The organism is Mycobacterium sp. 852013-50091_SCH5140682, from assembly GCF_001665685.1.
In the GTDB taxonomy this organism is placed as follows: domain Bacteria; phylum Actinomycetota; class Actinomycetes; order Mycobacteriales; family Mycobacteriaceae; genus Mycobacterium.
Genome location: NZ_LZTB01000118.1, coordinates 62,076 through 84,907, shown reverse-complemented (window position 1 = coordinate 84,907; position 22,832 = coordinate 62,076). Strand labels below are relative to the sequence as shown.

Sequence of the window (22,832 nt, the reverse complement as noted above, 5' to 3'; positions counted from 1 at the left end):
TGCCGACTCCTTGTCACATGTGCGTAGTGCACCCATGGGCGATACCGGCCCCCTCGGTGCCGCGCGCTACGCAACAAATAAACGCGTGCAACGGTCGCTTTATCGTGGACGGTGGCGGCGGCCTGGCGCATGAGTCAGGCGGCCATGACCGATTTCCCGGCGTTGCTGACGCAGACGAACAGCACGGACGTGTCAGCCGTGATGGTTGTGTCCCCGGGGTTTTCGTAGGTTATCGGTCGACGGGGACGTTGAGCTCGGTCAGCAGGTGATGGATGCGTTGGTCGATCTGGTCGCGGATCGGGCGCACGGCATCGAGGCCTTGGCCGGCCGGATCCGGCAGTTCCCAGTTCTCATAGCGTTTTCCGGGGAAGATCGGGCAGGCATCCCCGCATCCCATGGTGATGACGACGTCAGCGGCTTGCACGATCTCATCGGTCCAGGGTTTCGGGTATTCGGCGGTGATGTCGATCCCGACCTCACGCATAGCTTCGATGGCAGCTGGGTTGATTTCGTTGCCGGGTTCGGACCCGCCGGACCAGGCGACGGCGTTGGCGCCGGCGTAGTGGGTGAAGTATCCGAGTGCCATCTGCGAGCGGCCGGCATTGTGGGTGCAGAGGAACAGCACCGTGGGTTTGCCGTCACTGATCTTGCCTTCGACCTTCGCGAGGGCGTGCAGCCGTTGGCGGGCAAACCGCTCAGCCAGCAAGGGTAGGAAGTTGGGAATGCTGGCGCGCCCGGCGAATTGGTCGTAGGAGGTGTGCAGGAACCGTTCAACGGTTTCAGTGCCGAAGGTGTCGGCGAACTCGGTTTCCAGCCGGGTCGCCGCGGTTCTCAGGGCGAGTTTCTGGTCGATGGACAGGTCGTCGCGCAGCTGGTGGGTCACGGGGCTTTCAGTCATCGTCGATCATTCCGTTCGTGTCGTCGAGCCGGTCGGGAGGTGTTGGGAGGTGTGATGGTGGAACCGTTTCCGTAGCGCGAGGGAGACGTAGACCAGGGCCACCAGCACGGGGACTTCGATCAGCGGTCCGACCACCCCGGCCAAGGCTTGGCCGCTGGTGGCGCCGTAGGTCGCGATCGCCACGGCGATGGCCAGCTCGAAGTTGTTGCCCGCGGCGGTGAACGCCAGCGTGGTGGTCCGCTCATAACCCAGATCCAACACGGTGCCGAGCAGGTAGCCACCGCCCCACATGATGGCGAAATACGCGAGCAACGGTAGTGCGATGCGGGCCACATCCAGCGGGCGGTTGGTGATCTGATCGCCTTGCAGGGCAAAGAGAATCACGATGGTGAACAACAGCCCGTAGAGCGCCCACGGCCCGACCATGGGCAGGAACCGCGACTCGTACCAGGTACGACCCTTCGTCTTTTCGCCGATGCGGCGGGACAGGTAGCCGGCGGCCAGAGGGATGCCCAGGAAGATAAGCACGGATTTGGCGATCTGCCACGGCGAGGTGGTGATGGTGGTCTGTGGCAGGTGTAACCAGCCGGGAAGGACCGAGAGGTAGAACCATCCCAGCACGGCGAACATGATGACCTGGAAGATCGAGTTCAGTGCGACGAGGACGGCTGCGGCTTCGCGGTCACCACAGGCCAGGTCGTTCCAGATGATGACCATGGCGATGCAGCGGGCCAGGCCGACGATGATCAGCCCGGTCCGATACTCCGGCAGATCCGGCAGCAGTAGCCACGCCAGAGTGAACATCAACGCGGGGCCGAGCACCCAGTTGAGCAGCAGCGAGGCGACCATCAGCTTGCGGTCACCGGTGACGGTGTCGAGGCGGTCGTAGCGGACCTTCGCCAACACCGGATACATCATGATCAACAAGCCCAGCGCGATGGGCAGCGAAATCCCGTCGATCTGAACACGTTCCAGCGCGGTGTTCAACCCGGGGATCCAGCGGCCCAGCAGCAGTCCGGCGACCATCGCCGCGCCGATCCAGACCGGCAGGAACCGGTCGAGGGTGGACAGCTTGCCGACGACCGGTGGCGCGGTGGTGGTGTCGGTCATGACGGAACTCCTGCCGTGGTGCCGAGCAGGATGGCCAGGCTGGCCAGGGCATCGGGCACCACCGCGTAATACACCCACGACGCCCGGCGCTGCGAGGTCAGTAGACCGGCGTCGCGCAACACCTTCAGGTGATGGCTCACGGTTGGTTGGGAGACCTCGACCCCGGCGGAGATATCGCAGACGCAGGCTTCGCCGCCGGCGTGGCTGGCGATCGCCGAAAACAGCTGCAGGCGCACCGGATCAGCCAACGCTTTGAGCTTGACCGCCATATCCGCGGCCTCGGCAGCCGACAGCGGTTCACGCAGCAGCGCTCCGGGTGGGCAACACGCGTCGTCGACCCGATCCGATGATTTCGACATGCATCGATATTGATGGATATCGAATCTGTGGTCAAGTGAACCCGTGGTGAAAGCGCTACAGCTGCCGATCTGATGTCAGCAGCAGGACGCCGACTTCGCCTCCTGAGGTTCAGTGTCGGCGGCGGTGCCGCCGCAGCACACCCCACCCTCAGCGTTCTCGCCGTCGGCGAGGAGCTGGGGGCTGGTGCCGAAGGTCTCGGAGTCGGCCAGCACGGTGTAGACCTCCCATTTCTCCCCGGCCGGGCCGGTGACCCAGACCTTGTCCTGGGTGGCGAAGCAGCAGGTGGTGCTGATCTCCTCATCGGTGAACAAGCCCTCACCGGTCAGTCGAGCGATCTCGGCGTGCACCTTGTCGCTGGATTCGACCTCGACCCCAAGGTGGTTGATCGTGCCGCCTTTACCAGGGTTTTCCAGCAGCACCAGCTTCAGCGGCGGCTCGACCACTGCGAAGTTGGCGTAGCCGGGCTTCACCTTGGCCGGGGAAACGCCAAACAATTTGGTGTAGAACGTGATCGCCTCGTCGAGATCGTCGACGTTGAGCGCTAATTGAACACGGGACATGATCATCCTCCAGATACGATTTGGACATATGTCGAACTGATGCGTCGAGGCTCAGCCTGCCACCTTTTCGATATATGTCAAGGATTGTGGCAGGATGGTGCCATGCCCAAGGCATTGCCCGTGATCGACATGTCCGCCCCGGTGTGCTGCGCCCCAGTGGCTGCCGGGCCGCTCAGCGATGCCGATGCCTTGGAGGTGGCGATGCGGCTGAAGGCGCTGGCCGATCCGATGCGGGTGAAGATCATGTCGTTGCTGTTCAGTTCGCGCGCTGGGGAGGAGACCAGCGGGGATCTGGCCGCGGTGCTGGATCTGGCCGAATCGACGGTCAGTCATCACTTGGGCCAGCTGCGCAAGGCCGGGTTGGTGATCTCCGACCGGCGCGGTATGAACGTCTTTCACCGGGTGAAACCTGAAGCCTTGCAAGCCTTGTGCGTGGTCCTTGACCCGAACTGCTGTCGATAGCCAACCGGCCGGGTGCCCGATCCGTGGGCGCCGCGGGTCCGGAGAGATTCGAGACAGCATTGCGGCGGCGAGGTCAATGTGCTGCGTGTTGGTGGTCTCGGGCGGCTCTGCGCGCAATGATGCTGGGTGTACCGAGTTTGATTCCGCCGGCGATCGCGGCCGGGCCACTGCGCCAGTCGCCTCAACCGTCGGTGCCCATAGCAACGACAGCCGTGCTGCGGCCATGGCAACTGTCTGACGCCGAGGCTGTCGTGGAGGCTTTCGTGGATCCCGAGATCCAACGCTGGCATGTGCGGCGTTGCGATTCCGCGGATGAGGCGCGCCAGTGACTCCTTGATGGGCCGTGTGTCGCTCAAGGGCGTGGATCTCCACGACGGGTCGGCGGGGGTGGCGTACTGGATGGTTCCCGCGTGGCGGGGACGCGGTTTCTGCTCGCAGGCCGTAATTACGTTGTGGCAGTTGGCGTTTAACGACATCGGCTTCCGCCGGATTGGGTTGGCGCATTCGGTGGCGAACGTGGCGTCGTGTTGGGTTGCGACCAAAGCTGGGTTCCACGCGATTGGATCTGCTTGTGCTTGATGAGTTGGGGTATGTCTAAATCGCATACTGAATCATGCTGGTACTCAAGGGATCTCAACGAGATATGGGAATGGCCTGGGGTTCGGTCACTGCGCTCCGGCGGCGTTGCGAGCCAGCCGCCTCGACAGCGGCAACAGAACGAGCAGGCTGACGATGGCCACGACGACGACCATGACCACCACGCTGGGATCGGTGAAGCTCTGGCCGCCCACCACGAGCGCGGCGGCGATGTTGCGCTGAGCGGTGCCGAGACCGAGCACGGGCCGAGTGCCTGAAGCGGGGCCGCCGAGGGCCCAACCCAGCCCGTAGCCGATGGCGATGAACAGCAGTCCAGCCAGGATCGCGCGAGTTCCGAATACTGACAACACGTTGCGGAAGTTGACCACCACCAGCAGCACCACCACAGCGACCAGTCCGAGGCTGGACAGCCGGTCGCACCAAGGCTTCACGGCCTTGGCGACAGAGGGCAGCTTGGCGTTGACCGCCAGTGCGATGGCCAGCGGGACCAGCATCAGCACCACCAGGGAACGGGCGATCTGACCCGGGTTGACCGAAACCCCCGGCAAGAGCAGGGGCAGCACGAGCGGCAGGTAAGCGACCGTGATGACCATGAGCACGACCATCAACGCCACCGCGAACGCCAGGTCTCCCTTGGCGATCTGAGCCAACTTCGGGAGGAACGGCGCACCAGCCGCGACACCCAGCAGCAACAAGCCGACACCGAAGGGTTCATCCAGGCGAAGCGCCTTCGCCAATAGCACTGCCGCTGCGGGCATCAGCACGAAATTGGCCAGCATCGACATGGCGACCAAACGCAGATTGCGCAGCGGGGCGGTGACCTCACTGATCTTGAGCCCCAGCCCCATCGCGACCATGCTCGACACTACAAAGATCAGGGTGGCGATCGGGACGGCGTGCTGCAGCACTTCCATCATGGCGCTGACCTCGCTTCTCTTGCGGATTCGGTGCCGGGCCGTCGGGTAGGTGTTGCTGCCAACCGTCCCGGGACGCCTTGATGTTCGGGCTGCAGCTGCGAGGGACTCGGGTCTGCCGCCGTAGTCGTACTGTACGCAGACCGGTGGTATCTGCTCGTGTCTTTACGCAGTCGCGGGTGCGAGAAGCGATCGTCGTGACGGTGCGAAATGCTTGACGTCGCAAGAACATCCCGATCGATACTGCTGCCGCGGCACCGGCGACGAGGGGAGACCGGACGGCCCAGCCTGGCATCGCTGGACGGGTCGATGGTCGGCTCGGTGACGGGTTGGACAATTTACGCGCTGTTGCCCCATGCAGCCGCCGCGGCGGTGCTACTGTCACGGCTCATCGGGGTCGAGTAGCCACGAGGAGCTAGTGATGCCCAGCAATCAGGATTGGACCAAACCCGCGATGATGGCCATCCCCAAGGAGGGCTACTTCGAGGAGCAGCGCGGCCGATACGGCCCCATCTTCCCCCGAACCCCCGCGTGTTACGGGTTCACGATCTTCGCCAAGGTCATACCCGGCCGTGAAGAGGCCATCCGCGAGCACGGCCGAACACTGGAGGCAGCGGTAACGGCCGATCCCACGGTGCTGGAAGTCTTGAAACTGCACTACCTGAAATGGCAACTCATCCCGGTCGGTGAAGATCTGTACTTCCAGTACCAAGGCATCTTCGACACCGACTTCGACAAGTACACCGAAGATGCAGTGGCCTTGTTCAGCAAGACCGGCATCGACACGGTGTTCACCAATCTGGTGGATTTCCCGGCGGACTGGAAAGAGAATCCAGCCTCGTTCGTCCAATATGTCCGCGAGCATCATGTGCCGAGCTTTGTCGAGTACGGCGAGTACCCGTACGTGACAGCCGACGAGATCAAGAAGGCGCTGCGGCTGAAGGCCTCGTTCTCCGACATGCTGGACCAGATGCAATGAACGCGACACCAGTGGAAGCTGTCCAGACCTACCTGGCCGCGTTCAACGCCGGTGACCCGGCCGCGATGTCAGCCGCATTCGCCCCCGATGGGTCGATCCTCGACGGCATGGCCCCGCACCTATGGCTAGGGCCCACCGCAGCCGCGGACTGGTACCGCGACGTGCTGACCGAAGGCGCACACCTGGGCGCCTCCGGATACCAGGTCAGCATCGGTGAACCCGAGCACAACGACACCACCGGCGACGCCGCCTATGTCGTCGCGCCGGCCTTCATGACGTTCGACCTGAACGGCACCCAGATCGTCCAGACCGGAGCGAAATTCACCGTGGCCCTGCGCAAGCTCGACGACGGGTGGCGGGTCGCAGCCTGGGCGTGGGCCAAGGGTCAGCGCGCGATATGACGTGCGCGTCGACTCTGCAGTTCGACGATATACAGCACATCCTGCTGACCCGCACGCCGGCGATCACCGGCCGCTACGAGTTCCTCACGTTCGACACCCCCGCGGGCGGGCGGGCGTGGCTCACAGAGCTGCTGGACAAGGTCCAGTCGGCGGCAGACGCGGTGTCGACGATGGACGAGTCCGACCGCTGGGTGACCCTGGCGTTCACCTGGACCGGGCTGCGCGCCCTGGGCGTGCCCGGGGACGCGCTGGCCAGTTTCCCCGACGCCTTCCGTCAGGGCATGGCGGCGCGGGCCGACATTCTCGGTGACACCGGCGACGCTGCACCGCGGCACTGGGTCGGCGGGCTCGCGGGCGAGGATCTGCACGCGATCGCGATCCTGTTCTCCCGCACCGATGAGCAGTGCCGCACGTCCGTCGCAGCGCATGACGATCTGCTCGCGCGGACCGACGGTGTGCGCAGTCTGTCGCACCTCGATCTCAACGCGACACCGCCGTTCAACTACGCGCATGACCATTTCGGATTCCGGGACCGGCTCTCCCAACCGGTGATAAAGGGCTCCGGCGAAGAACCGACCCCCGGATCCGGAGACCCGCTCGAACCCGGCGAGTTCATCCTGGGCTACCCGGACGAGAACGGACCGGTCAGCAACCTGCCACAGCCGGACGTGTTGTCCCGCAACGGCAGTTATATGGCCTACCGGCGGCTTGAGGAGCACGTCGCGGTGTTCCGCGAGTATCTGAGCCAGAACGCCGACACCCCCGAGGGCCAGGATCTGTTGGCGGCGAAGTTCATGGGCCGCTGGCGCAGCGGTGCCCCACTCGTACTCGCCCCGAACCACGATAATCCCGAGTTGGGCGCAGACCCCATGCGCAACAACGACTTCAACTACAAGGAGGCGGATCCGTTCGGTTACGCCTGCCCGCTGGGCGCCCATGCCCGCCGGCTCAATCCGCGCGACACCGCCCACAATATGAACCGGCGACGGATGATCCGCCGCGGCGCCACCTACGGTCCGGCACTGCCTGACGGCGCACCCGACGACGGGGTGGACCGGGGTATCGCGGCGTTCATCATCTGCGCCGACCTGGTGCGTCAGTTCGAGTTCGCGCAGAACGTGTGGATCAACGACAAAGCCTTCCACGAGTTGGGCAACGAGCACGACCCGATCTGCGGCACCCAGGACGGCACGCTGGACTTCACCGTGCCCAAGCGGCCGATCCGCAAGGTGCACAAGGGAATTCCCGCCTTCACCCGGCTGCGCGGTGGCGCCTATTTCTTCCTGCCCGGCATGAACGGGTTGCGTTATCTGGCCACGCTGAATACCTAACCACTGCGAAGGGGGCTCATCATGAGCACACCGGCACGCACCTACAACCAGAACCACATCACCCGCCCGCACACCGGCGGGAGGCGCGTCAGCATCTACTGGACCTGGAGCTATCCCTGGGAAGCCCAACGCGATCCGGCGGAAATGTACAACCGGTTCTCGACCATGACCGAGGTCCGCAACGTGCTGTGGCCAGCCTATGAGACCCCGGAATACGACGCCGCGCAATTCCTTCAGGGCATCGCCGGCACCCTGGAGCTGTTCCACCGCTCCACCCTGGCCTTCCAGGAACTCGCCGGACAGATCACCGGGCACCCGGTGGCGGTGTTCCAGCGCATTGACCAGGCCGGCTACAAGCTCCCGATCGACGAGCGCATCCTCGACGACACCGACACCCTGCTCGTGTTCGGCCTCGATCACCTGCTCTCCGAACAGGAGGCCGCGCCCGAGGAACTAGAGGCGATCGGGCGTTGGTTACAGCGGGAGGGCACCTGCCTCATGCTCGCCCCGCACCACGACGTCGGCTTCACCGACGACTTCAACCAGCGCCAAGTCGAGTACCTGCACCACGGTGACCAACTGGTGCCCCGTCAGCAGCGATTCGGGCAGTACACCCGCTCGCTGATGACTGGATTGAACGTCCCGGTACACAACACCTGGGGACTGCGGCCGGCCGTGGTCGAGGGAACCACACAGATCGCGCCGCTTAACCAGGCTCGGGATTTGGATGGCGCGGATCTGCTCGCCGACGTCACCACGTTCAACTTCCATCCGCATCTTCCGCACTACAAGCTCACCGAACCGGAGAGCGACGATCTGCGGGTGCTCGGCCGGCAGCCGGTAGATATCACCCGACCACACCCGTTCATCGATGAAGGCAACACGGAGTTCAACACGCTGATCTGGATGCCGCCGACGGGGCAGCGGTCTGGCGACATCGTGCTTTGCGATTCCACCAACTTCACCACCCTGTTCGGCGGGACCGACAGCCTTCAGAACTTCTGGCGCAACCTGGTCACCATGGCCTGACAGTCCTACGCACTTCCCGCAAGCCGCGCGAAGGGAGCACCTCTCCCATGTCCGACCCCGACGACCCGATGACCACAGTGCACGCCTACGTGAACGGCTTCAATAACGGCGACGTGCAGGCGATGGCGGCTGCGTGTGCCGACCCGATGCAGATCCTCGACGGGTTGGCGCCGCATGTATGGCAGGGCCCGACCGCCGCGCAGGACTGGTACGCCGACGCCCTCATCGAGGCCGGGCATCTGAGCGTGACGGATCTGCACATCGGCACCGGCGAACCGCGGCACGTCGACGTCGCCGGTGACTTCGCGCTACCCGTCACATTTGAGTACAACCTCCCCGGCAAGCACGTCAACCAAACCGCGTGGTGGACGTTCTCCCTGCGCAAAATCGACGAGGCGTGGAAGCTCACCGCGTGGTCCTGGAGGAAAGGCGACTTCGCCATCGGCTAGAACGCACCACCGGAGCGGCAGCTCAGGACGAACACATCTAGAAACGGACCAAGTAACAACACGGTCCGACAGCACCGCTGCCCTCATCCGATATCTGGTTGTATCCGACCGGGGAGTGGTGACACGCTGCCGCGGTGGAGATGCATCCCGGTCAGCTGTCGGTCTCGCCGCTGTCGGTCGCCAGACTCATCGCCGAGCAGTTCCCTCAGTGGGCGGGTCTGCCCATCCAGTCGGTGCCGGGAGCTGGCACTGTCAACGCCATATTCCGGGTTGGAGCGCACGTCGTAGCGCGATTTCCCCTCGAACCCAGCGACGACATCGAGTCGGTGCGCCAAGACCTTGAGCTGGAGGCGGCGGCCGCCGAAGAACTAAGTGGGCGCACTCCCGTTGTCACCCCCACGCCGCTCGGGATCGGACAACCCGGAGCGGGCTATCCGTTGCCGTGGTCGGTCTACACCTGGCTGCCAGGGGATCCGGCTACCGCCGACAGTTGTTCTCAATCCGATTTCTTCGCAACCGATTTGGTGGCATTCATCCAGGCCGTGCGCGCCATCGACACCCGCGGCCGCGCCTATGACGGCAAGGGGCGCGGCGGGTACCTGGGGTCCTACGACGAGTGGATCGAACTGTGTTTGGCCAACAGCGAGGGGTTGCTTGACGTACCTCGCATGCGCCGGATTTGGGACGAGGTCCGAGCTCTCCCTCGTGGAGATACACCAGACGTCATGAGCCATGGCGACCTGATCCCGCCCAACATCCTCACCACCGGGGGTTGCCTCTCGGGGGTTCTCGACGTCAGCGGCTTCAAGGCCGCAGATCCCGCATTGGACCTGGTGAGCGCGTGGCACTTGCTCGACGCGCCCCGTCGTCAACTGCTGAGAAATGACCTCGGGTGCGACGACGCGGAGTGGCAACGGGGACGCGGGTGGGCGTTCCTACAGGCCATGGGCGCTGTCTGGTACTACATCGACAGCAACCCCATCATGAGCACCAATTGCCGCCGCACCCTTGAACGCATCCAAACTGACATCGACGGTGTCTAAGTCGATGGCGGCAGCAGCCAATGCCGACTTCGGTGGCCGGTCCTTGACTCTCTCCCTACGGGAGCCGCCACCTTGGGGTCATGACACTTCACGAACACCACACACCGACGGAGTGGGAATCCCTGCCCACCACAATCAAGAGGTACCTGATTGCCCACGATGCCCGCGACACCGGCGAGGTGCTCTCAACATTCACCACCGATGCCGTCGTGACCGACGAGCACCGCAACTACGTCGGGCACGATGAGATCCGTGCCTGGCTGACCGGTTCTGCCAGCGAGTACACCTACACGACGAAATTCGTGGGCGCCACAACCATCGGTGCCGACAGGGTCGAGGTCGTGCAGCACCTCGAGGGCAATTTCCCCGGCGGAGTCACCGATCTTTACTACCGGTTCGGCCTTGACGGCGACCTGATCAGCCGGCTGGTGATCGAGCCATGACCAGGCGATGGTTCATCACCGGCGGCACCCCGGGCGGATTCGGCATGGCCTACGCCGATGCGGCGCTCGAAGCAGGGGACCGGGTCGTGCTCACCGCCCGCCGCCCCGAGGAACTTGGCGCATGGGCAGCCGAGTACGGCGAACGTGTGCACGTCGTGAAACTGGATGTCACCGATCCGGTACAGGTCCGGGACGCGGTAGGCACATCCGAGGAGTTCCTGGGTGGCATCGACGTGCTGGTCAACAACGCCGGCCGGGGGCGGTACGGATCGATCGAGGGCATGAACGAGGCTGCGGTCCGAGCAATGTTCGAACTGAACTTCTTCGCCGTGGTTCAGGTGACACGTGCGGTGCTTCCGGGGATGCGCGCCCGCGGCGGCGGCTGGGTCATCAACATGTCCTCGGTGGCCGGGCTGAGCGCGGTGACCGGCTTCGGTTACTACAGCGCGGCCAAGTTCGCCGTCGAGGCTGTCACCGAAGCGCTGCGGAATGAGGTTGTGGCACAGGGCATTCACGTCATGGCGGTCGAACCTGGGGCCTTCCGAACCCGGGCCTACGCAGGCTTCGCGGACCAGCCCGTCGAGGAGTCAGTCCCGGAGTATCACGACATGCTCGAGCAGGTTCGCTGGGCGATGATCGACCAGGATGGTGCTCAGCCCGGCGATCCGCGACGCGGTGCCCGCGCTGTGATCGCCGCCATGGCTCAGAATCCGCCGCCTCGAAGACTCGTGCTCGGTAGCGACGGTTACGACACCGTTGTCGCAACCTTGCAGCAGGCTCTTGCCGATGTCCGCGTGAACGAGACGCTTTCGCGCGGAGCGGATTTCAACAACTAGCGGAAGCGCTACCGGCGGCCCCGGCGAGATGGAATACCGGCCAACCGATGTCGGTGCGCCAGCTCGCCGGGTCATCGGTGTCACGCGGCCCAACGGTGTAGATCTCGTAGATGGGTCCGTCAACGGCCAACGCATGGTCGACGACCCACGAGCCGAGGCAGCCGTAGGTGACATCGATGTCGTCATGCGGCCCGGGGTGGACCGTGACCGCGAGTTCGACGGCGGGCAACTCGATGACCTCGATCCGGCCGGCCGGCCGGGGATCACGCACTGGGCGATAGACGGCCAGGGACCCGGCGCCGTGGGTGAACAAGTCGTTGGAATATTGGCCGCCCGGTGGCCCGGTGCGTTCCCCCTCTGGAAATTCGGCGTCCAGTAACGCCATCGCAGCGTCGTACCACTGCAGTGACTCATCAAGTCTGATTCGTCCTTTGATTCCGACGACAGCGCGGGCCGGCACCGATCGCAACTCGACGTCGAGCGCAGCCCGATCTGGGCGCAGCAGGCGGCGCAGCGAGACCAGGGAAGCGCGCGTCCGTTCCAGCTCGCCCTCAAGTCGGCGAAGATGCCGTGCGGCCACCTCCGCACGCTCCTGTGGGTCTTTGGTGGCGAGAATCGACTGGACCTCCGCCAGCGGCACGTCGAGCTGACGCAGCTGGTGGATGACCTGCGCGGTGGGAATCTGCTCCGCTGTGTAATACCGGTAGCCGGTCGAGGAGTCCACTGTGTCCGGCTCAAGGAGCCCGGTCGAGTGGTAGCGCCGCAGAGTCCGCACGCTCAGCCGCGTCAGCGTGGCGAACTCGCCGATGGTCAGGCCCGATCGCACAAGCGCTGCCTTCCGCGTTTGACCCCCCGCGAGGGGAGAAGACATGATCTCGAATGTTCATTCAATCAGGTTTCGGCAAAGGAGCTGAGTGCATGCGCCCGTGATGTAGCGAGGGGAGAGGGGACGACTGCACGCATGGCGTCAGCCGGGGTCTTGGCGCATCCAGGATTCGGCCCGTCTTTCCCTCAGTGAGATCCGCGGCTCGATATCCGCCAGTACTGAGGCGTCGCCGAGAAGTTGAATATGTCAACTTGATTGGGTTCCGCGGGGCGGTCTCAAACGTTAAGCGCCGCTCGACATATAGTGCGCCGCGATGTCATCGCTGGTGGTCAGCCACGCATCCGGCGCGGTGGCCAGGAATTCCAAGACCTGCTCGAAGTACCGGTGCCGGAATGCCTGCCCGATGACGAACGGATGCAGCGCCAGTGCTAGGACCCGTCCACCTGTTGCGGCGTCCCGATGCAGTTGCTCGTACTGGTCGATCACCATCTGCACGAATTCGGCTCCGGTGAAACCTTTTCCGAAGATCAGCAGGTCGTTGAGCTCGACGGAGTAAGGGACGCTGAGCATGCCCGGCACGGTCAGCGGATAAGGCTGATCGTCGTTGGTCCAGTCCAACATGTAGTGATAGCCGAGGTCTGCCAACAGTGCCGGGGTGTGATGCGTCTCGGTCAGCCCCGGCCCCATCCAGCCGTGCGGTGCCCGTCCAGTAGCCGCGGCGATCGTGTGGGTGATCTCCTCGAGGAGGCGGCGTTCCTCGTCCAGCGTGTATCCGGTATGTAGTACCGAATTGGTCCGTCCGTGCGCAAGCCAGGCCCAGTCGCGCTCCTTACCGGCCGCCACGATCTGCGGAAAATGCTCGGCGACATCGGAATTGAGCAGGGCGGAGGCACGCACGCCGTACCGGTCCAGGGCATCGATGATGCGCCAGATGCCTACCCGGGTGCCGTAGTCGCGCCAGCCGTGATTGAGCGCATCCGGCTTCAGGTCGGCGGTGCCCGGCCAGATGCTGGTTGATGGGAAGTCGGGATGGAAGTACTCGATGTTGAGGCCGATGTACACCGCCACACGGCCGCCGTTCGGCCAGGCCAATGGTGGGCGTTCGGTGATGGGGCTGTACGTGAAGGGGAGTGTCGTCATGTCCGGCACGGTAGGAGCTGACACCGATGTCAGAGTCAATCCTCGACGGTATAAATGGCACCATGCGGATTGGCGAGCTGTCTCGACGTACTGGGGTAAGCGAGCGGTCGTTGCGCTATTACGAGCAGCAAGGGCTGCTGGCAGCCGCGAGGACGCCCAGCGGGCAGCGCGAGTACGCCGAGACGGCAGTGGACCGGGTGATACACATCCAGGAGCTGTTCGCTGCGGGACTGCGCAGCAACACCATCGCCGGTCTGCTGCCGTGCATGCGCGACACGGACGGCGGACCCGCCCGAGAGGCCACTCCGAGACTGCTGGCCGAATTGCGGGCCGAGCGGGACCGATTGGACCGTGCCATGCGGGAATTGGCGAATTCGCGCGACGTGCTCGACGAGGTGATCGCCGCAGCGTCGGACGCCGCCGATGAGTCGATGCCGAATCGATGAGATACAGACACGTCGAAAAGAACCTCAACCCTGACCATGCGCGGAGCTGACGGCCTTCGTTGCTGATGACCCAGGTGTGGCGGACACCTCGGGCTCAGACGTTCACTGCAACGGCTCGGGCGTGAAGGTGGCGTCGACTCCGCCTACGGTAATCATCACCTGACCTTCGATCACGATCACCTGCGCCGAGACCCGTCGATCGACAGTCTGGGCCAGTTGCTGCACCGGTACCGTCGCCCCCAAAGTGGCGGGGCTGCCGAACCTGAGCCAGCGTGGGTGCGCAGGCGGCGGCAACTGAAGTTACCGATTCGCGTTGTGCACGTGCCCTTGCCACGCCGTGATTCCTCAAGCGTTCTTCGAGGTCGCGTCTTGCCTGTTCAACTAGTGCGAGTTTGCCGAAGGGGAGCGGTAACGACCCCTGCTTTATTTAGGCGAAGTGCGTCACGTCCCCGGAGGGCTGCTCGATTTGCATCTTTACAAAGTAGCCGGGGATCTTCGGCGCGAATCCGAATTCCGCCTGGATGACGCCCGAATCGATCACCTCGGCCACATTTACTTCGTCGTCGCACTTGACGAAGAACGCGTCGGATGGACGTTCACCTGCGAAGGCACCCTGCTGCCATAGCGTCTGCAAAATGGCCTCGAGCGTCTCGGTCAGCCGCCGCCACGTGGCCTTATTGCTCCGCTCGAAGGCGGCCCACGAGGTGGCCCGACGGACGAGCTCCCCAAGAGCCCCAGCGAGACGAACGGTCGCCAAGTCGCGAGAGTGGGAATCGTGTTTGTCGCCGAGCGTCCGCGCCCCCGAGGCCACGATGCCCCGCCCCGGAACCTGCAGCAGGACATTGATGCCCTTGGCCTGCAGCAGATCCCAGTCGTGGCGGCCGACCACAACCTCCAAATTGTTAACGCCCTGGAGTGGCCTGTTTGCCGGTGGCGCCCACACACCCGCGGCGGCATCGCTACCGGCCCACATACCCGCGACGACACCGCTGGGAGGGTTGTACTGCCCAAAACTATCTACGATCCATGGGTAATAGAGAGTCGCGAACTTCGCGTCGTCCGGGAGTAATCTCTCGCGAAATTCGGCGAACTGTTGCGGAGAAAGCCCCCGCGGGCCGTCGAGCAGGGACACCCGATTGAGCATGCGTCCGCAGTGGGCAATCATTGCGATCTGGCAGTCTCTTACGAATTCGAGGTCGCACAGATTGGCCTCGTAGAGCCACAACACGTCCGGGGCGGCCAGGATGGTGACCTCCCCGAACGACAGAAGGTCCAACAGGGCGCCGCTGATCCGCTTTCGGAGCACCTCGGGAGCCGGAGGTGCGGTGTCGTCGCCCACCCGCACGATGTAGCAGGCCCCTCCTCCGTTACAGAACCACGCGTATACCGAGCGGGGGAGGAACGATCTGCCATTGCGTCCGAACTCGTGCAGGTACTCGGCCCACTGCGTGACCCGCCACGGTTGGCCGATGGGGCCCCTCTCTGCACACCCGACGAAAGCGGCGACCGCCGTCCTCCGAGGATCCAGGCCGGGTATCTCGCCCCCGACATCCATAGCCGCGTCGAGCAACCGCGACAGGCGCTCCACGTCGCGGTCGTAGTGCCATGAGTCAAGGACAATGGCCTGCATGGCACCCAAACCCGCGAGATCCGCCGGCAAAGCCGAGGATTCAATCATGCGCGCGCTCTGCACAAGAACGGGCACGACGTGGATGCCCTGTTGCAGGGCGGTTCGGATCTCGCGTCTAACGTAGTCGCCCTCGACTTCGAGCCAACGGCGTCCATTCTGGTCGGTCGCTGATGCCCATCGCGGGCCGATGAGTGCAAGCAGGACTGAACTGCGGGCTATGACGCGGTCGATCTCGGCCCCCCAATCTTCCCCGGACCCGATGGAATAGAAGTCCATGAAGACCAACTCTCGGCCATACCGCTCGACCAGGCGGTCGTACAGTCGGCCCGCCGATCCCTCCGTGTCCTCCCGCCGGTAGCTGATAACGATCCCGCTCATGCAAGTCCGCCCTCGATCGCTGACATCCTCGCGTAATGCCCTCACCGTGGGTGTATGGGGTGAACGCTCGCTGAAGGCCGTTAGAGGCAATAGATCTCAGCATCAATAAGTGGTTTTCATATTGCCGCATCCTCAGTGACACGCTGGGCTAGATCGGCACTTCCGCCCATTGCCTCGTGCGTGTACCCGTCAGACACAGGCTGGGCTTAGCGGATTCGAGTACCAAACTACTCGTGCTCTCGTGCGATCAAGGGGCAAGGCTGGTCCGCGGGCGGGCCACCAACCCCGAAGTGGTTGATGACGTTTCAGAGAGCGAGATGAACGAGTTCGGCTCGTGGTCGTCGTTCCGGCCGGGGAAGGTCGTCATGGCGATGAACGCCTTCCATCACCTCGTGGCCGCGATCTCAGCTGTAGTCAGTTCGTTGGAGCACGATCTTGTCCTGGCACTGCCTTTCCTCGACTTCGACCCCGCCGAAGGCAACCTCACCCACATCATTGGTGACCGCTGGCGTCAAAAGTGGCGACGCGTGGTGAGCTACTCGGATCCAGAAGCCGTGCCGCCGGCTCCCGATCGGCCACTTCTGCAGGCTGTGGAATGGGCTGACACTGCGCCGGTGAGATCACCAGCGCGGGTTCCCGTCGGTCTCCGAGCCCGCTGCCGCGGTGGCCGACGCCGGAAACCTGATGGGACGTCGCCGACTCGTCAGCGTGCACCAGATCCTGAAGCGAATTGGATGGGCTCTCAACAGGTATGGCACCAGTGTTCATGCGGGCGGTTGGATTTGTTCCTTCTTGTACCGGCGGATCATGAGGGCCACGGGCGCGCCGATGACGAGGACGGCGAGGTAACCAATGAGGTTCACCAAGCCGTTGGCGACGTCGAAGGGCAGCGTGAAGATGATGACCAGGAGGACGGCCACCTGGATCAGTAGCCCGACACCGACAATCACGGTCAGCCGGATGTGCAGCGACTGCAGCGCCGCCGGCATACGGTCTCCGGAGGTCGCGGTCATCGGCATGAACCTCGCGGCGATGAACTGTGTCATTGGCTTGCCGAGCGCGCAGCTGGCCAGGAAGATCACGGCCGCGGCGGCCCCGACTAGGGTCTGTCCGGCGAGGATTAGCTGGGGATTGGTAGTGACCAGCGCGACCGTCAGAGTCAGCCCGAACATCAACATGAGGTAGCCGCAGTAGGGATCGAGTCGGCGTGATCTGGCGAGGCTGTACACCACCGGGATACCGGCGACGATCGTGGCGGCCAGCAGCGCGAAGTACTCCGAATGTCCGGTGGCGCGAAGACCGTAGAACGCAATCAATGGTGCCGCCACCTCGAGAACCGTGCGGACGATGGCGCGCCCTTTGGCCGCGGATAGACCGACGTTCGTGCGGTCGGTTGACTTCGAGGACTCGATGACGTCGATGGGGCTGGCGGTCACTGTGATGTCCTTTCGAGCCGGGTCGATGCGTCGTAGCCTGTGATGAGTACAGCGTCCCGCACGGTCAGGGCCGTGTGTATCCGGCGACCAGCGGATGCGCTGGAGGACATCTCTGTCCACCGATTGGGGGACAGCCAAGCAGTTCAGATCGGAGACGGAACTGATTTTGCCGAGGTTCTTGGGATCCAATCACATTGGTGTGAGACCATCCTCCGCGCTCAGGTGCGTCTGGATTCGTTGGACATGGTGGGCTCTCTTACCCATCCACTACGAGCAACGCTAAAGGCCTTCACCGGAGCAAGTTCGCCGGGGGAAGTTTCGGTCCCGTCGGATTGGTCAACTCCACCTCCGGTTCAGCACAGCTGCAGTCGTCCGCCTCGGGCGTAGCATCAAGGCACGTCGGGGCCATCAACAGAAGAGGTACCGATGATGTCTTACTTGACCCGCTCCCTCGTCGTAACGTCTGCAGCGATGCTTGCGTTCAGCTTCAGCAGTGCCCTCGCCGCAGCCGACCCTCCAGCTCCGGGGACCCCGTGCGGCGCCGGCAAGGTGATCACGTCCATCAATACCTGCGAGCCGCTCAACTCGTCCTGCACTGGCTACGACAGCATGGTGATCGGGCGCGTGGCCGCGGACGGGCGGTGCGTGATTCCCGGTCTTGATGGCACCACCTGGTAGCGGGTATCGAATCCGATTCGCTGTCGGGAACGTCAGTCACCGGTGTGGCTCCCTGAGTTCGCCACGGTCGCTTAGACAAAAATTGCTGGAAAGCCCCTTCGCCCCATGCTGAGGGTCTGGCCCTCACACGTTTTGGGTGGCATCGCCAAGATCTCGTCGGTGTATTTGACCAGCGCTGCTAACGAGTGAGTTCGGCGGAACATCCGTTGCGACGACCGCGCCCGCGGCAACGACCGATCCTGAACCGATGGTGACACCAGGAGCGATAGTCGCGGTGGCCCCGATCCACACATTCGTACCAACGTTGATCGGGGAGACAGTGATGCCGTCGAACCGCGCCGCCGGTTCTACGGGATGGCCGGCGGTACACAGCGTGACGCCTGGCCCGATCATTGTGCGGTCGCCGTTTGTGATGCCCCCAAGGTCATAAAACGAGCAATTCTGGTTGACGAAAACGCGGTCGCCCAGACGCAGGTTTAGCCCGTAGTCGCAATAAAACGGCGGGTAGATTGTGGTGGTCTCAGGCAGCGACTGACCCAGGATTTCTTTCAGCAACGAGTTGCGACTATCCAGGTCCGAGTGCCGTAGGACGTTCAGCTGCGACGTCAGGTCCATGACAACCTGGACCCGCTCAACCACATGGCGCGATTCGTCGGTACCTCTGGGAATCAGCCGCGCCGCGTTCTTCGTCATATCTCGATCCTGTCACCGGCCGCGGACATCTCGTATGGCGACGCACCTTACTGCGAAACTTGGCAACCACGTTCGGTGGTAGCGGACGGAAAGCGCTACGCGGCAACCGAAAACGACGGGAGGACCGGCGGCCATGGACACCTCGGGCTCAGACGTTCACTGCAACGGCTCGGGCGTGAAGGTGGCGTCGACTCCGCCTACGGTCATCGTCACCTGACCTTCGATCACCATCACCTGCGCCGAGACCCGTCGATCGACAGTCTGGGCCAGTTGCTGCACCGGTGCGTGCGGTATCTGCACCACCGACAGGTTCGGCAGCCCCGCCACTTTGGGGCCGACGGTGCGCCACCAGGTGGCCACGCCGGCGGAAAACGGGAACAGCAGCACCTGGTCCGCCTGGCTGACCGCCTTGCCCAAGACGCGTTCGTCGGGCTGGCCGACGTTGATCCACTCCAGGATCCGGCCGGTGTAGTCGGCGAGCCGCAAGTCCGGTACGCCAGGGGTGGACAGGCCTGCCCCGAACGCCAACCCACCGTCGACGTCGCTGAGCCGGTGTGCGCGCAGGCCAAACGCCAACAACCGCACCACCATCCGCTCATCGGTCTCACTGGGATGCCGGGCCACGGTCAGCGTGTGATCGGCGTAGTAACCGTGATCGACATCGGAGACGCCAAGTTCGACTTTGAATACTGTCGCAGAAAGGGCCACGTCATAGTGTCTACCCAGGTGGTTTCCCCCGAGCGGTCGGGCCGCTCTGAGTGGTCAGGCATCGAGGAGAGCCTGAACGGTACCGTCTGGAGGAGCACGGTCGCCGATGTGGTCATCCGTGATGTCTAAGGTCGGTTGGTCGCCGACGTCGGCGCGCGCAGCGTCAGGGACAGGCTGCCGCCGTGATTGCGGGCTGCGCCGTTCAGGGGGCTCACGACTTTCGCCGGGAAGTCCCGGGGTGGCGACGCCAGTGCCGATGTTGTGTGCCGCGGCTCACCGGGGCGGCTCATAGATCTCGTGAGCGGCTATCGGGGCGAGTCCGAGTTCGGACGCGACCGCGTCGATACCGCGTTGCGCGACATTGAGGTCCACCTGCCCGTCTCCGGTGAAGTATGGGCCGATGTAGTGTTCGAAATACTGTTGCACTTCCTCACGGGTGAGCCTGTCCAGGAACGAGGCAAGGTAGTCGACGGCCAGGCTGGGCTGGTCGGCGATCGTATGGAGGGCCCGGTTATTGGCGCGCACCAGCGCCTGCAATTCGGGGCTGTCCAACGGGATATGGGTGGGGTCCACCGCGATGCCCACGGTAGGAATCTGGATATGGTCGCCGACCCAGGCCAGCACGTGGAACCCTTCTTCCTCGGCAACTTGTTCGGGGGAGAACGTTGTGCCGACACATGCGGCGTCGATCGAGCCGTCTCGAAGCTGTCGCAGGTCCATCTGGTAGTTAACCGGCAGCCGCGGCACGCATTCCACGTCGTTGTCGGGGTCCAAGCCGTATTCGCGAAGAACGATCCGGGTGAACCAGCCAGGCGCGGTTTGGCCGGGGTGCACCGCTACCCGGCGTCCACGCAGATCAGCCATTGATGTCACATCGGCATTTCCGACAAACCAGAACAGCGGACGATGGGTGTTGACGCTGAGCACCTTCCACCCGATGCCCCCCGTCAGTCGGTGCAGCAGAGCCCGGCCCAAACCGATCGATGCGCCGCGGCGCAGCCGTTCCGGGCCCCAGCCAATCCCGTTGTGGATCGCGACGTGGACACCCTCATCTTCGTAGTAGCCTTCCTGGTCGGCGATTTGGGCGACCAGTTCCTCGTGGACGCCGCGCTCGACATAAGCCAGATCGATGGTGTGCACAGCAGAATTCCTTCCCTAATCTCATGACGCCTGAATCGCGTGACGTCGGTTCCGGTCCAATCCGAGAACCATCCCGGCCGTGGCCGGTCCGGTGCGACGGCCTAAAAGAGACCCCGGCGCGAGCCGCTGTCCAAGTTGAGCGTTGCACCGTGTAGCGCGTCGGCTTCGGGGGCCAGCAGTTGAGTTATTGCCCAACTGATCTGGTCGGGGGTGGTCAGCCGACCCAGTGATGAGTGAGCCCGGTATTCACCGAGGACGACCTCGACGCTGACGCCACGCGCCTGGGCTGCCGTGCCGGCGAGCCGGCGGAGACGCTCGGTTTCCAGGGCACCCGGGGCGATCATGTGTACGGTCACCCCCTTCGGTCCGTACATGTCGGAGAGCTGGCGAATGAGGTTGGCCAGGGCTGCGTTGGTGACACCGGCCGAGCAGGTTTCCGGCGTGGGTTCTGAACCGAAGAGCCCGCCAATGGCCACGATCCGGGCACGCTCGGTAAACCGGTCTTCAACAGCGCGGATCAGACGCAACAATCCGCCGAGCTTCAACGACACCGACCGGCCGAGGGCATCTGGGCTGATCGTGGCCAGGGGTCCCGCTGGCGGCACGGCTGCCGTCTGGACCACCATCCGGACAGGCCCTGACACGGCGGCGGCGATCGCCTCACCTGCGGAGTCATCACCGATGTCGGCAACGCAGACAGTGATCCCGTCGTCGGTTGCTCTTAATAGCTCGAGGCGTTCACGGTCGCGCCCCACCGCGACCACCGGCACCCCGGCTTTCCGTAGCCGCCCAACGATGGCGGCGCCCACCTCGCCCGTGGCTCCGACAACCACGGCCTGCGCACTCGGGTTCACCGATTCACCTCGGCGCCGATGGGTGCGCTACCGGCCCTCAGCGACTGGGATGGGCCGGCACCGGTCCACCAGCTCGCGTCTGTAGTCAGAACGATTCTGCAGCTCTGTTGACTATTCGTCATTCGGACCTCCTTTGAGTTGTGTCACTGCCCGACGTAGATGACCGGGCCGCGGTATGTGTGCTGTTGCCACTGGCCAGGGCGCCTCGCAGCACCACGTCGACTGTTTCGCGCAGCAGATCGGCCGCGCTCCGATCGAGCCGCGGCGGCAGATCAGAGGTGAGCAGCGCCTCCAGCGCGGCGCAGACGATGACGGTGAGCAATTCGGGTGGCGTTTGTAGCGCGCCCTGCCGGTAACCAGCGTCGAAGAGGTGGCCGATCCGCTGATATACCACCTCATCGACGCGCTGCTCGATAAACGACCTGACCATCGGATCGCCGCGGCCCGACAGCAGCTGGGGGCGCGGATCCGCGACAGCTCGCCCCCAGCGGCGATTAGGAAATCTCCCACCTGGTGCTCGAAGGGCTTGCCGACCGACGCCTCGGCCGCCTCCGCCAGTGCATTCTCGATCCGTCCGAACTGCCGCTCCAGAACCTCTGCGAGGAGGCTGCGCTTTCCAGGGAAGTACCGGTAGATCGTCTTCTTGCTCATGCCGAGCTCTTGCGCGAGGCCGTCCATGCGCGTGCGGCTAAAGCCATCGGTGGAGAACAGTCGTTCGGCTGCATCGAGTGCCAGTTCTGCCGCATCGGGCTTCGCCAATCCGGGAACTTCCGGAACTGACTTAGTTTCTAGAGTGTCGAGCGTACGCCACCCTCCGTGCTAGCCGCGTAGCTGAATTTTTGCCGGCCCTCCTGCCAGCCGATGGCGCCCAGGCAGAGCAAGGCCAGCGAGCGGGAGAACGCCAGCACGGCGCAGAGCAGGAACAACCCGGGTGCACGCTGGGCCCAGTCAATCACCAGAAGCCCCCGATGACGTTGCGCTCGCGAACGACGCGCCGGGCGAAGTGCAACATGCGCATGGTGTTGGGTACCGCTTTGATCGCCTGCCAGCTGAGCGGACCGAGTTCATCGAATGTTGCTCCAGCCCAGGCAATCAGGTGATCACGTTGATCGCGCGGCCAGCCGATGAGATCGGGCACGACGGCCAACGGTAGCTCGGCCGCGAGGTCGCTGACACCGTCGTATCGCCCTTGGCCAGCGTAGTGTCGACGACGCTGCGGGCCGTGTCGTCGACGGTGCCACTGATGGCCCGCAGAACGCGCGGCAGCATGCGGTGCGCGACGCGCTTGCGGCGTTGTTCGTGCTCGACACCGTCGCTGTTGAGCGTGGTGCCTCGCGACATTCGGTTGGTGATCGGATTGAGTGCCACACCGTGGCCCGACAGAAAGGTCTTGTCGTCGCGCAGCACCGTTTTGCACTCGGCATAACGCGGCACCGCATATGCCCGTTGCTTCGCCAGCCATACCACTGGACCGAGGTCGCGCATTCTGCG

27 protein-coding genes and 2 pseudogenes are annotated in these 22,832 nt (G+C 64.0%); 12 read left to right on the top strand and 17 right to left on the bottom strand.

The annotated features are described in order from the left end of the window. Positions 1-229: 229 nt before the first annotated feature. The 4 genes and pseudogenes from A5784_RS30030 to A5784_RS30015 all read right to left on the bottom strand — a co-directional run bounded on the left by A5784_RS30030 (position 230) and on the right by A5784_RS30015 (position 2,928). Positions 230-898 carry an arsenate reductase ArsC gene (locus tag A5784_RS30030; RefSeq protein WP_064948500.1) on the bottom strand — a complete coding sequence of 223 codons (669 nt, stop codon included), beginning with the start codon at positions 896-898 and terminating at the stop codon, positions 230-232. 39 nt (positions 899-937) lie between these two features. Beyond that, positions 938-2,008 (bottom strand): annotated as a pseudogene (arsB, locus tag A5784_RS30025) (ACR3 family arsenite efflux transporter); the annotation flags it as partial. Next, positions 2,005-2,367: an ArsR/SmtB family transcription factor gene (locus A5784_RS30020; protein ID WP_064948498.1), complete on the bottom strand. Its 363-nt coding sequence runs from the start codon at positions 2,365-2,367 to the stop codon at positions 2,005-2,007. The pseudogene arsB and the gene A5784_RS30020, both read right to left, overlap by 4 nt. Before the next feature lie 75 nt (positions 2,368-2,442). Next, the gene (locus A5784_RS30015; protein WP_064948605.1) at positions 2,443-2,928 is read right to left on the bottom strand and encodes an ArsI/CadI family heavy metal resistance metalloenzyme; all 486 of its coding nucleotides are present in this window, start codon (positions 2,926-2,928) and stop codon (positions 2,443-2,445) included. 102 nt (positions 2,929-3,030) lie between these two features. On the opposite strand from A5784_RS30015, the gene A5784_RS30010 reads away from it, so the two are divergent. Next, positions 3,031-3,390 (top strand): Rv2640c family ArsR-like transcriptional regulator, encoded by a 360-nt coding sequence (locus A5784_RS30010; protein WP_064948497.1) that lies wholly within the window; start codon positions 3,031-3,033, stop codon positions 3,388-3,390. A gap of 288 nt (positions 3,391-3,678) precedes the next feature. Beyond that, positions 3,679-3,969, top strand: a complete 291-nt coding sequence (locus tag A5784_RS39905) for a GNAT family N-acetyltransferase (protein ID WP_082945165.1) — start codon at positions 3,679-3,681, stop codon at positions 3,967-3,969. Positions 3,970-4,055: 86 nt separating this feature from the next. Here the strand turns inward: A5784_RS39905 and A5784_RS29995 are convergent, their stop codons facing one another. Continuing rightward, positions 4,056-4,904, bottom strand: coding sequence for a bile acid:sodium symporter family protein (locus A5784_RS29995; RefSeq protein WP_064948494.1), 849 nt, complete (start codon positions 4,902-4,904; stop codon positions 4,056-4,058). A gap of 418 nt (positions 4,905-5,322) precedes the next feature. Here A5784_RS29995 and A5784_RS29990 point away from each other — a divergent pair, with 418 nt between their 5' ends. From A5784_RS29990 to A5784_RS29955, 8 genes are all read left to right on the top strand, one after another. Then, positions 5,323-5,880: a hypothetical protein gene (locus tag A5784_RS29990; RefSeq protein ID WP_197514920.1), complete on the top strand. Its 558-nt coding sequence runs from the start codon at positions 5,323-5,325 to the stop codon at positions 5,878-5,880. Beyond that, complete coding sequence (locus tag A5784_RS29985) at positions 5,877-6,281, top strand: YybH family protein (RefSeq protein ID WP_064948493.1); 405 nt, start codon at positions 5,877-5,879, stop codon at positions 6,279-6,281. The genes A5784_RS29990 and A5784_RS29985 overlap by 4 nt, the downstream gene beginning before the upstream one ends. Then, on the top strand, positions 6,278-7,612 hold the full coding sequence (locus tag A5784_RS29980; RefSeq protein ID WP_064948492.1) for a Dyp-type peroxidase: 1,335 nt from the start codon (positions 6,278-6,280) through the stop codon (positions 7,610-7,612). The genes A5784_RS29985 and A5784_RS29980 overlap by 4 nt, the downstream gene beginning before the upstream one ends. A gap of 21 nt (positions 7,613-7,633) precedes the next feature. Next, complete coding sequence (locus A5784_RS29975) at positions 7,634-8,641, top strand: hypothetical protein (RefSeq protein WP_064948491.1); 1,008 nt, start codon at positions 7,634-7,636, stop codon at positions 8,639-8,641. A 47-nt stretch (positions 8,642-8,688) separates the two neighbouring features. After that, complete coding sequence (locus A5784_RS29970; RefSeq protein WP_064948490.1) at positions 8,689-9,090, top strand: nuclear transport factor 2 family protein; 402 nt, start codon at positions 8,689-8,691, stop codon at positions 9,088-9,090. Between the two features lie 140 nt (positions 9,091-9,230). Beyond that, positions 9,231-10,133 (top strand): aminoglycoside phosphotransferase family protein, encoded by a 903-nt coding sequence (locus tag A5784_RS29965; RefSeq protein ID WP_064948603.1) that lies wholly within the window; start codon positions 9,231-9,233, stop codon positions 10,131-10,133. Between the two features lie 80 nt (positions 10,134-10,213). Next, entirely contained in the window at positions 10,214-10,576 is a 363-nt protein-coding gene (locus A5784_RS29960) for a nuclear transport factor 2 family protein (protein WP_064948489.1), read from the top strand. Continuing rightward, complete coding sequence (locus A5784_RS29955) at positions 10,573-11,412, top strand: SDR family NAD(P)-dependent oxidoreductase (protein ID WP_064948488.1); 840 nt, start codon at positions 10,573-10,575, stop codon at positions 11,410-11,412. Before A5784_RS29960 ends, A5784_RS29955 begins: the two co-directional genes overlap by 4 nt. Here A5784_RS29955 and A5784_RS29950 read toward each other — a convergent pair. Both A5784_RS29950 and A5784_RS29945 read right to left on the bottom strand, forming a co-directional pair. Then, positions 11,402-12,238, bottom strand: a complete 837-nt coding sequence (locus A5784_RS29950) for a MerR family transcriptional regulator (RefSeq protein ID WP_156750856.1) — start codon at positions 12,236-12,238, stop codon at positions 11,402-11,404. The genes A5784_RS29955 and A5784_RS29950 overlap by 11 nt on opposite strands. Before the next feature lie 282 nt (positions 12,239-12,520). Beyond that, on the bottom strand, positions 12,521-13,378 hold the full coding sequence (locus tag A5784_RS29945) for a polysaccharide deacetylase family protein (RefSeq protein ID WP_082945164.1): 858 nt from the start codon (positions 13,376-13,378) through the stop codon (positions 12,521-12,523). A 62-nt stretch (positions 13,379-13,440) separates the two neighbouring features. On the opposite strand from A5784_RS29945, the gene A5784_RS29940 reads away from it, so the two are divergent. Next, positions 13,441-13,824: a MerR family transcriptional regulator gene (locus A5784_RS29940; protein WP_064948486.1), complete on the top strand. Its 384-nt coding sequence runs from the start codon at positions 13,441-13,443 to the stop codon at positions 13,822-13,824. Between the two features lie 102 nt (positions 13,825-13,926). Here the strand turns inward: A5784_RS29940 and A5784_RS39735 are convergent. The 3 genes and pseudogenes from A5784_RS39735 to A5784_RS29930 all read right to left on the bottom strand — a co-directional run. Next, positions 13,927-14,052, bottom strand: a pseudogene (locus tag A5784_RS39735) (YaeQ family protein); the annotation flags it as partial. Positions 14,053-14,251: 199 nt separating this feature from the next. Next, positions 14,252-15,832 (bottom strand): TIR domain-containing protein, encoded by a 1,581-nt coding sequence (locus A5784_RS29935; protein WP_064948485.1) that lies wholly within the window; start codon positions 15,830-15,832, stop codon positions 14,252-14,254. Between the two features lie 764 nt (positions 15,833-16,596). Then, positions 16,597-17,268: a VC0807 family protein gene (locus tag A5784_RS29930; RefSeq protein WP_064948484.1), complete on the bottom strand. Its 672-nt coding sequence runs from the start codon at positions 17,266-17,268 to the stop codon at positions 16,597-16,599. Positions 17,269-17,739: 471 nt separating this feature from the next. Between A5784_RS29930 and A5784_RS29925 the strand changes: the two genes are divergently transcribed. Then, positions 17,740-17,946 carry a hypothetical protein gene (locus A5784_RS29925; RefSeq protein ID WP_232006298.1) on the top strand — a complete coding sequence of 69 codons (207 nt, stop codon included), beginning with the start codon at positions 17,740-17,742 and terminating at the stop codon, positions 17,944-17,946. 123 nt (positions 17,947-18,069) lie between these two features. Here A5784_RS29925 and A5784_RS29920 read toward each other — a convergent pair whose 3' ends face one another. The 7 genes from A5784_RS29920 to A5784_RS29890 all read right to left on the bottom strand — a co-directional run bounded on the left by A5784_RS29920 (position 18,070) and on the right by A5784_RS29890 (position 22,826). Next, positions 18,070-18,639, bottom strand: coding sequence for a DapH/DapD/GlmU-related protein (locus tag A5784_RS29920; RefSeq protein ID WP_064948482.1), 570 nt, complete (start codon positions 18,637-18,639; stop codon positions 18,070-18,072). 156 nt (positions 18,640-18,795) lie between these two features. Beyond that, positions 18,796-19,347 carry a YaeQ family protein gene (locus A5784_RS29915; protein ID WP_064948481.1) on the bottom strand — a complete coding sequence of 184 codons (552 nt, stop codon included), beginning with the start codon at positions 19,345-19,347 and terminating at the stop codon, positions 18,796-18,798. Positions 19,348-19,620: 273 nt separating this feature from the next. After that, on the bottom strand, positions 19,621-20,487 hold the full coding sequence (locus A5784_RS29910; protein ID WP_064948480.1) for an ABC transporter substrate-binding protein: 867 nt from the start codon (positions 20,485-20,487) through the stop codon (positions 19,621-19,623). 101 nt (positions 20,488-20,588) lie between these two features. Then, positions 20,589-21,341 carry an SDR family oxidoreductase gene (locus tag A5784_RS29905; RefSeq protein WP_064948479.1) on the bottom strand — a complete coding sequence of 251 codons (753 nt, stop codon included), beginning with the start codon at positions 21,339-21,341 and terminating at the stop codon, positions 20,589-20,591. Positions 21,342-21,459: 118 nt separating this feature from the next. Beyond that, positions 21,460-21,771 (bottom strand): hypothetical protein, encoded by a 312-nt coding sequence (locus A5784_RS39430; RefSeq protein ID WP_064948478.1) that lies wholly within the window; start codon positions 21,769-21,771, stop codon positions 21,460-21,462. A gap of 522 nt (positions 21,772-22,293) precedes the next feature. Continuing rightward, a complete protein-coding gene (locus A5784_RS38895) occupies positions 22,294-22,479 on the bottom strand; it encodes a hypothetical protein (RefSeq protein ID WP_197514919.1) in 186 nt (61 codons plus the stop codon). Beyond that, complete coding sequence (locus tag A5784_RS29890; protein ID WP_064948476.1) at positions 22,434-22,826, bottom strand: cytochrome P450 family protein; 393 nt, start codon at positions 22,824-22,826, stop codon at positions 22,434-22,436. Before A5784_RS29890 ends, A5784_RS38895 begins: the two co-directional genes overlap by 46 nt. Between the last annotated feature and the right edge of the window lie 6 nt (positions 22,827-22,832).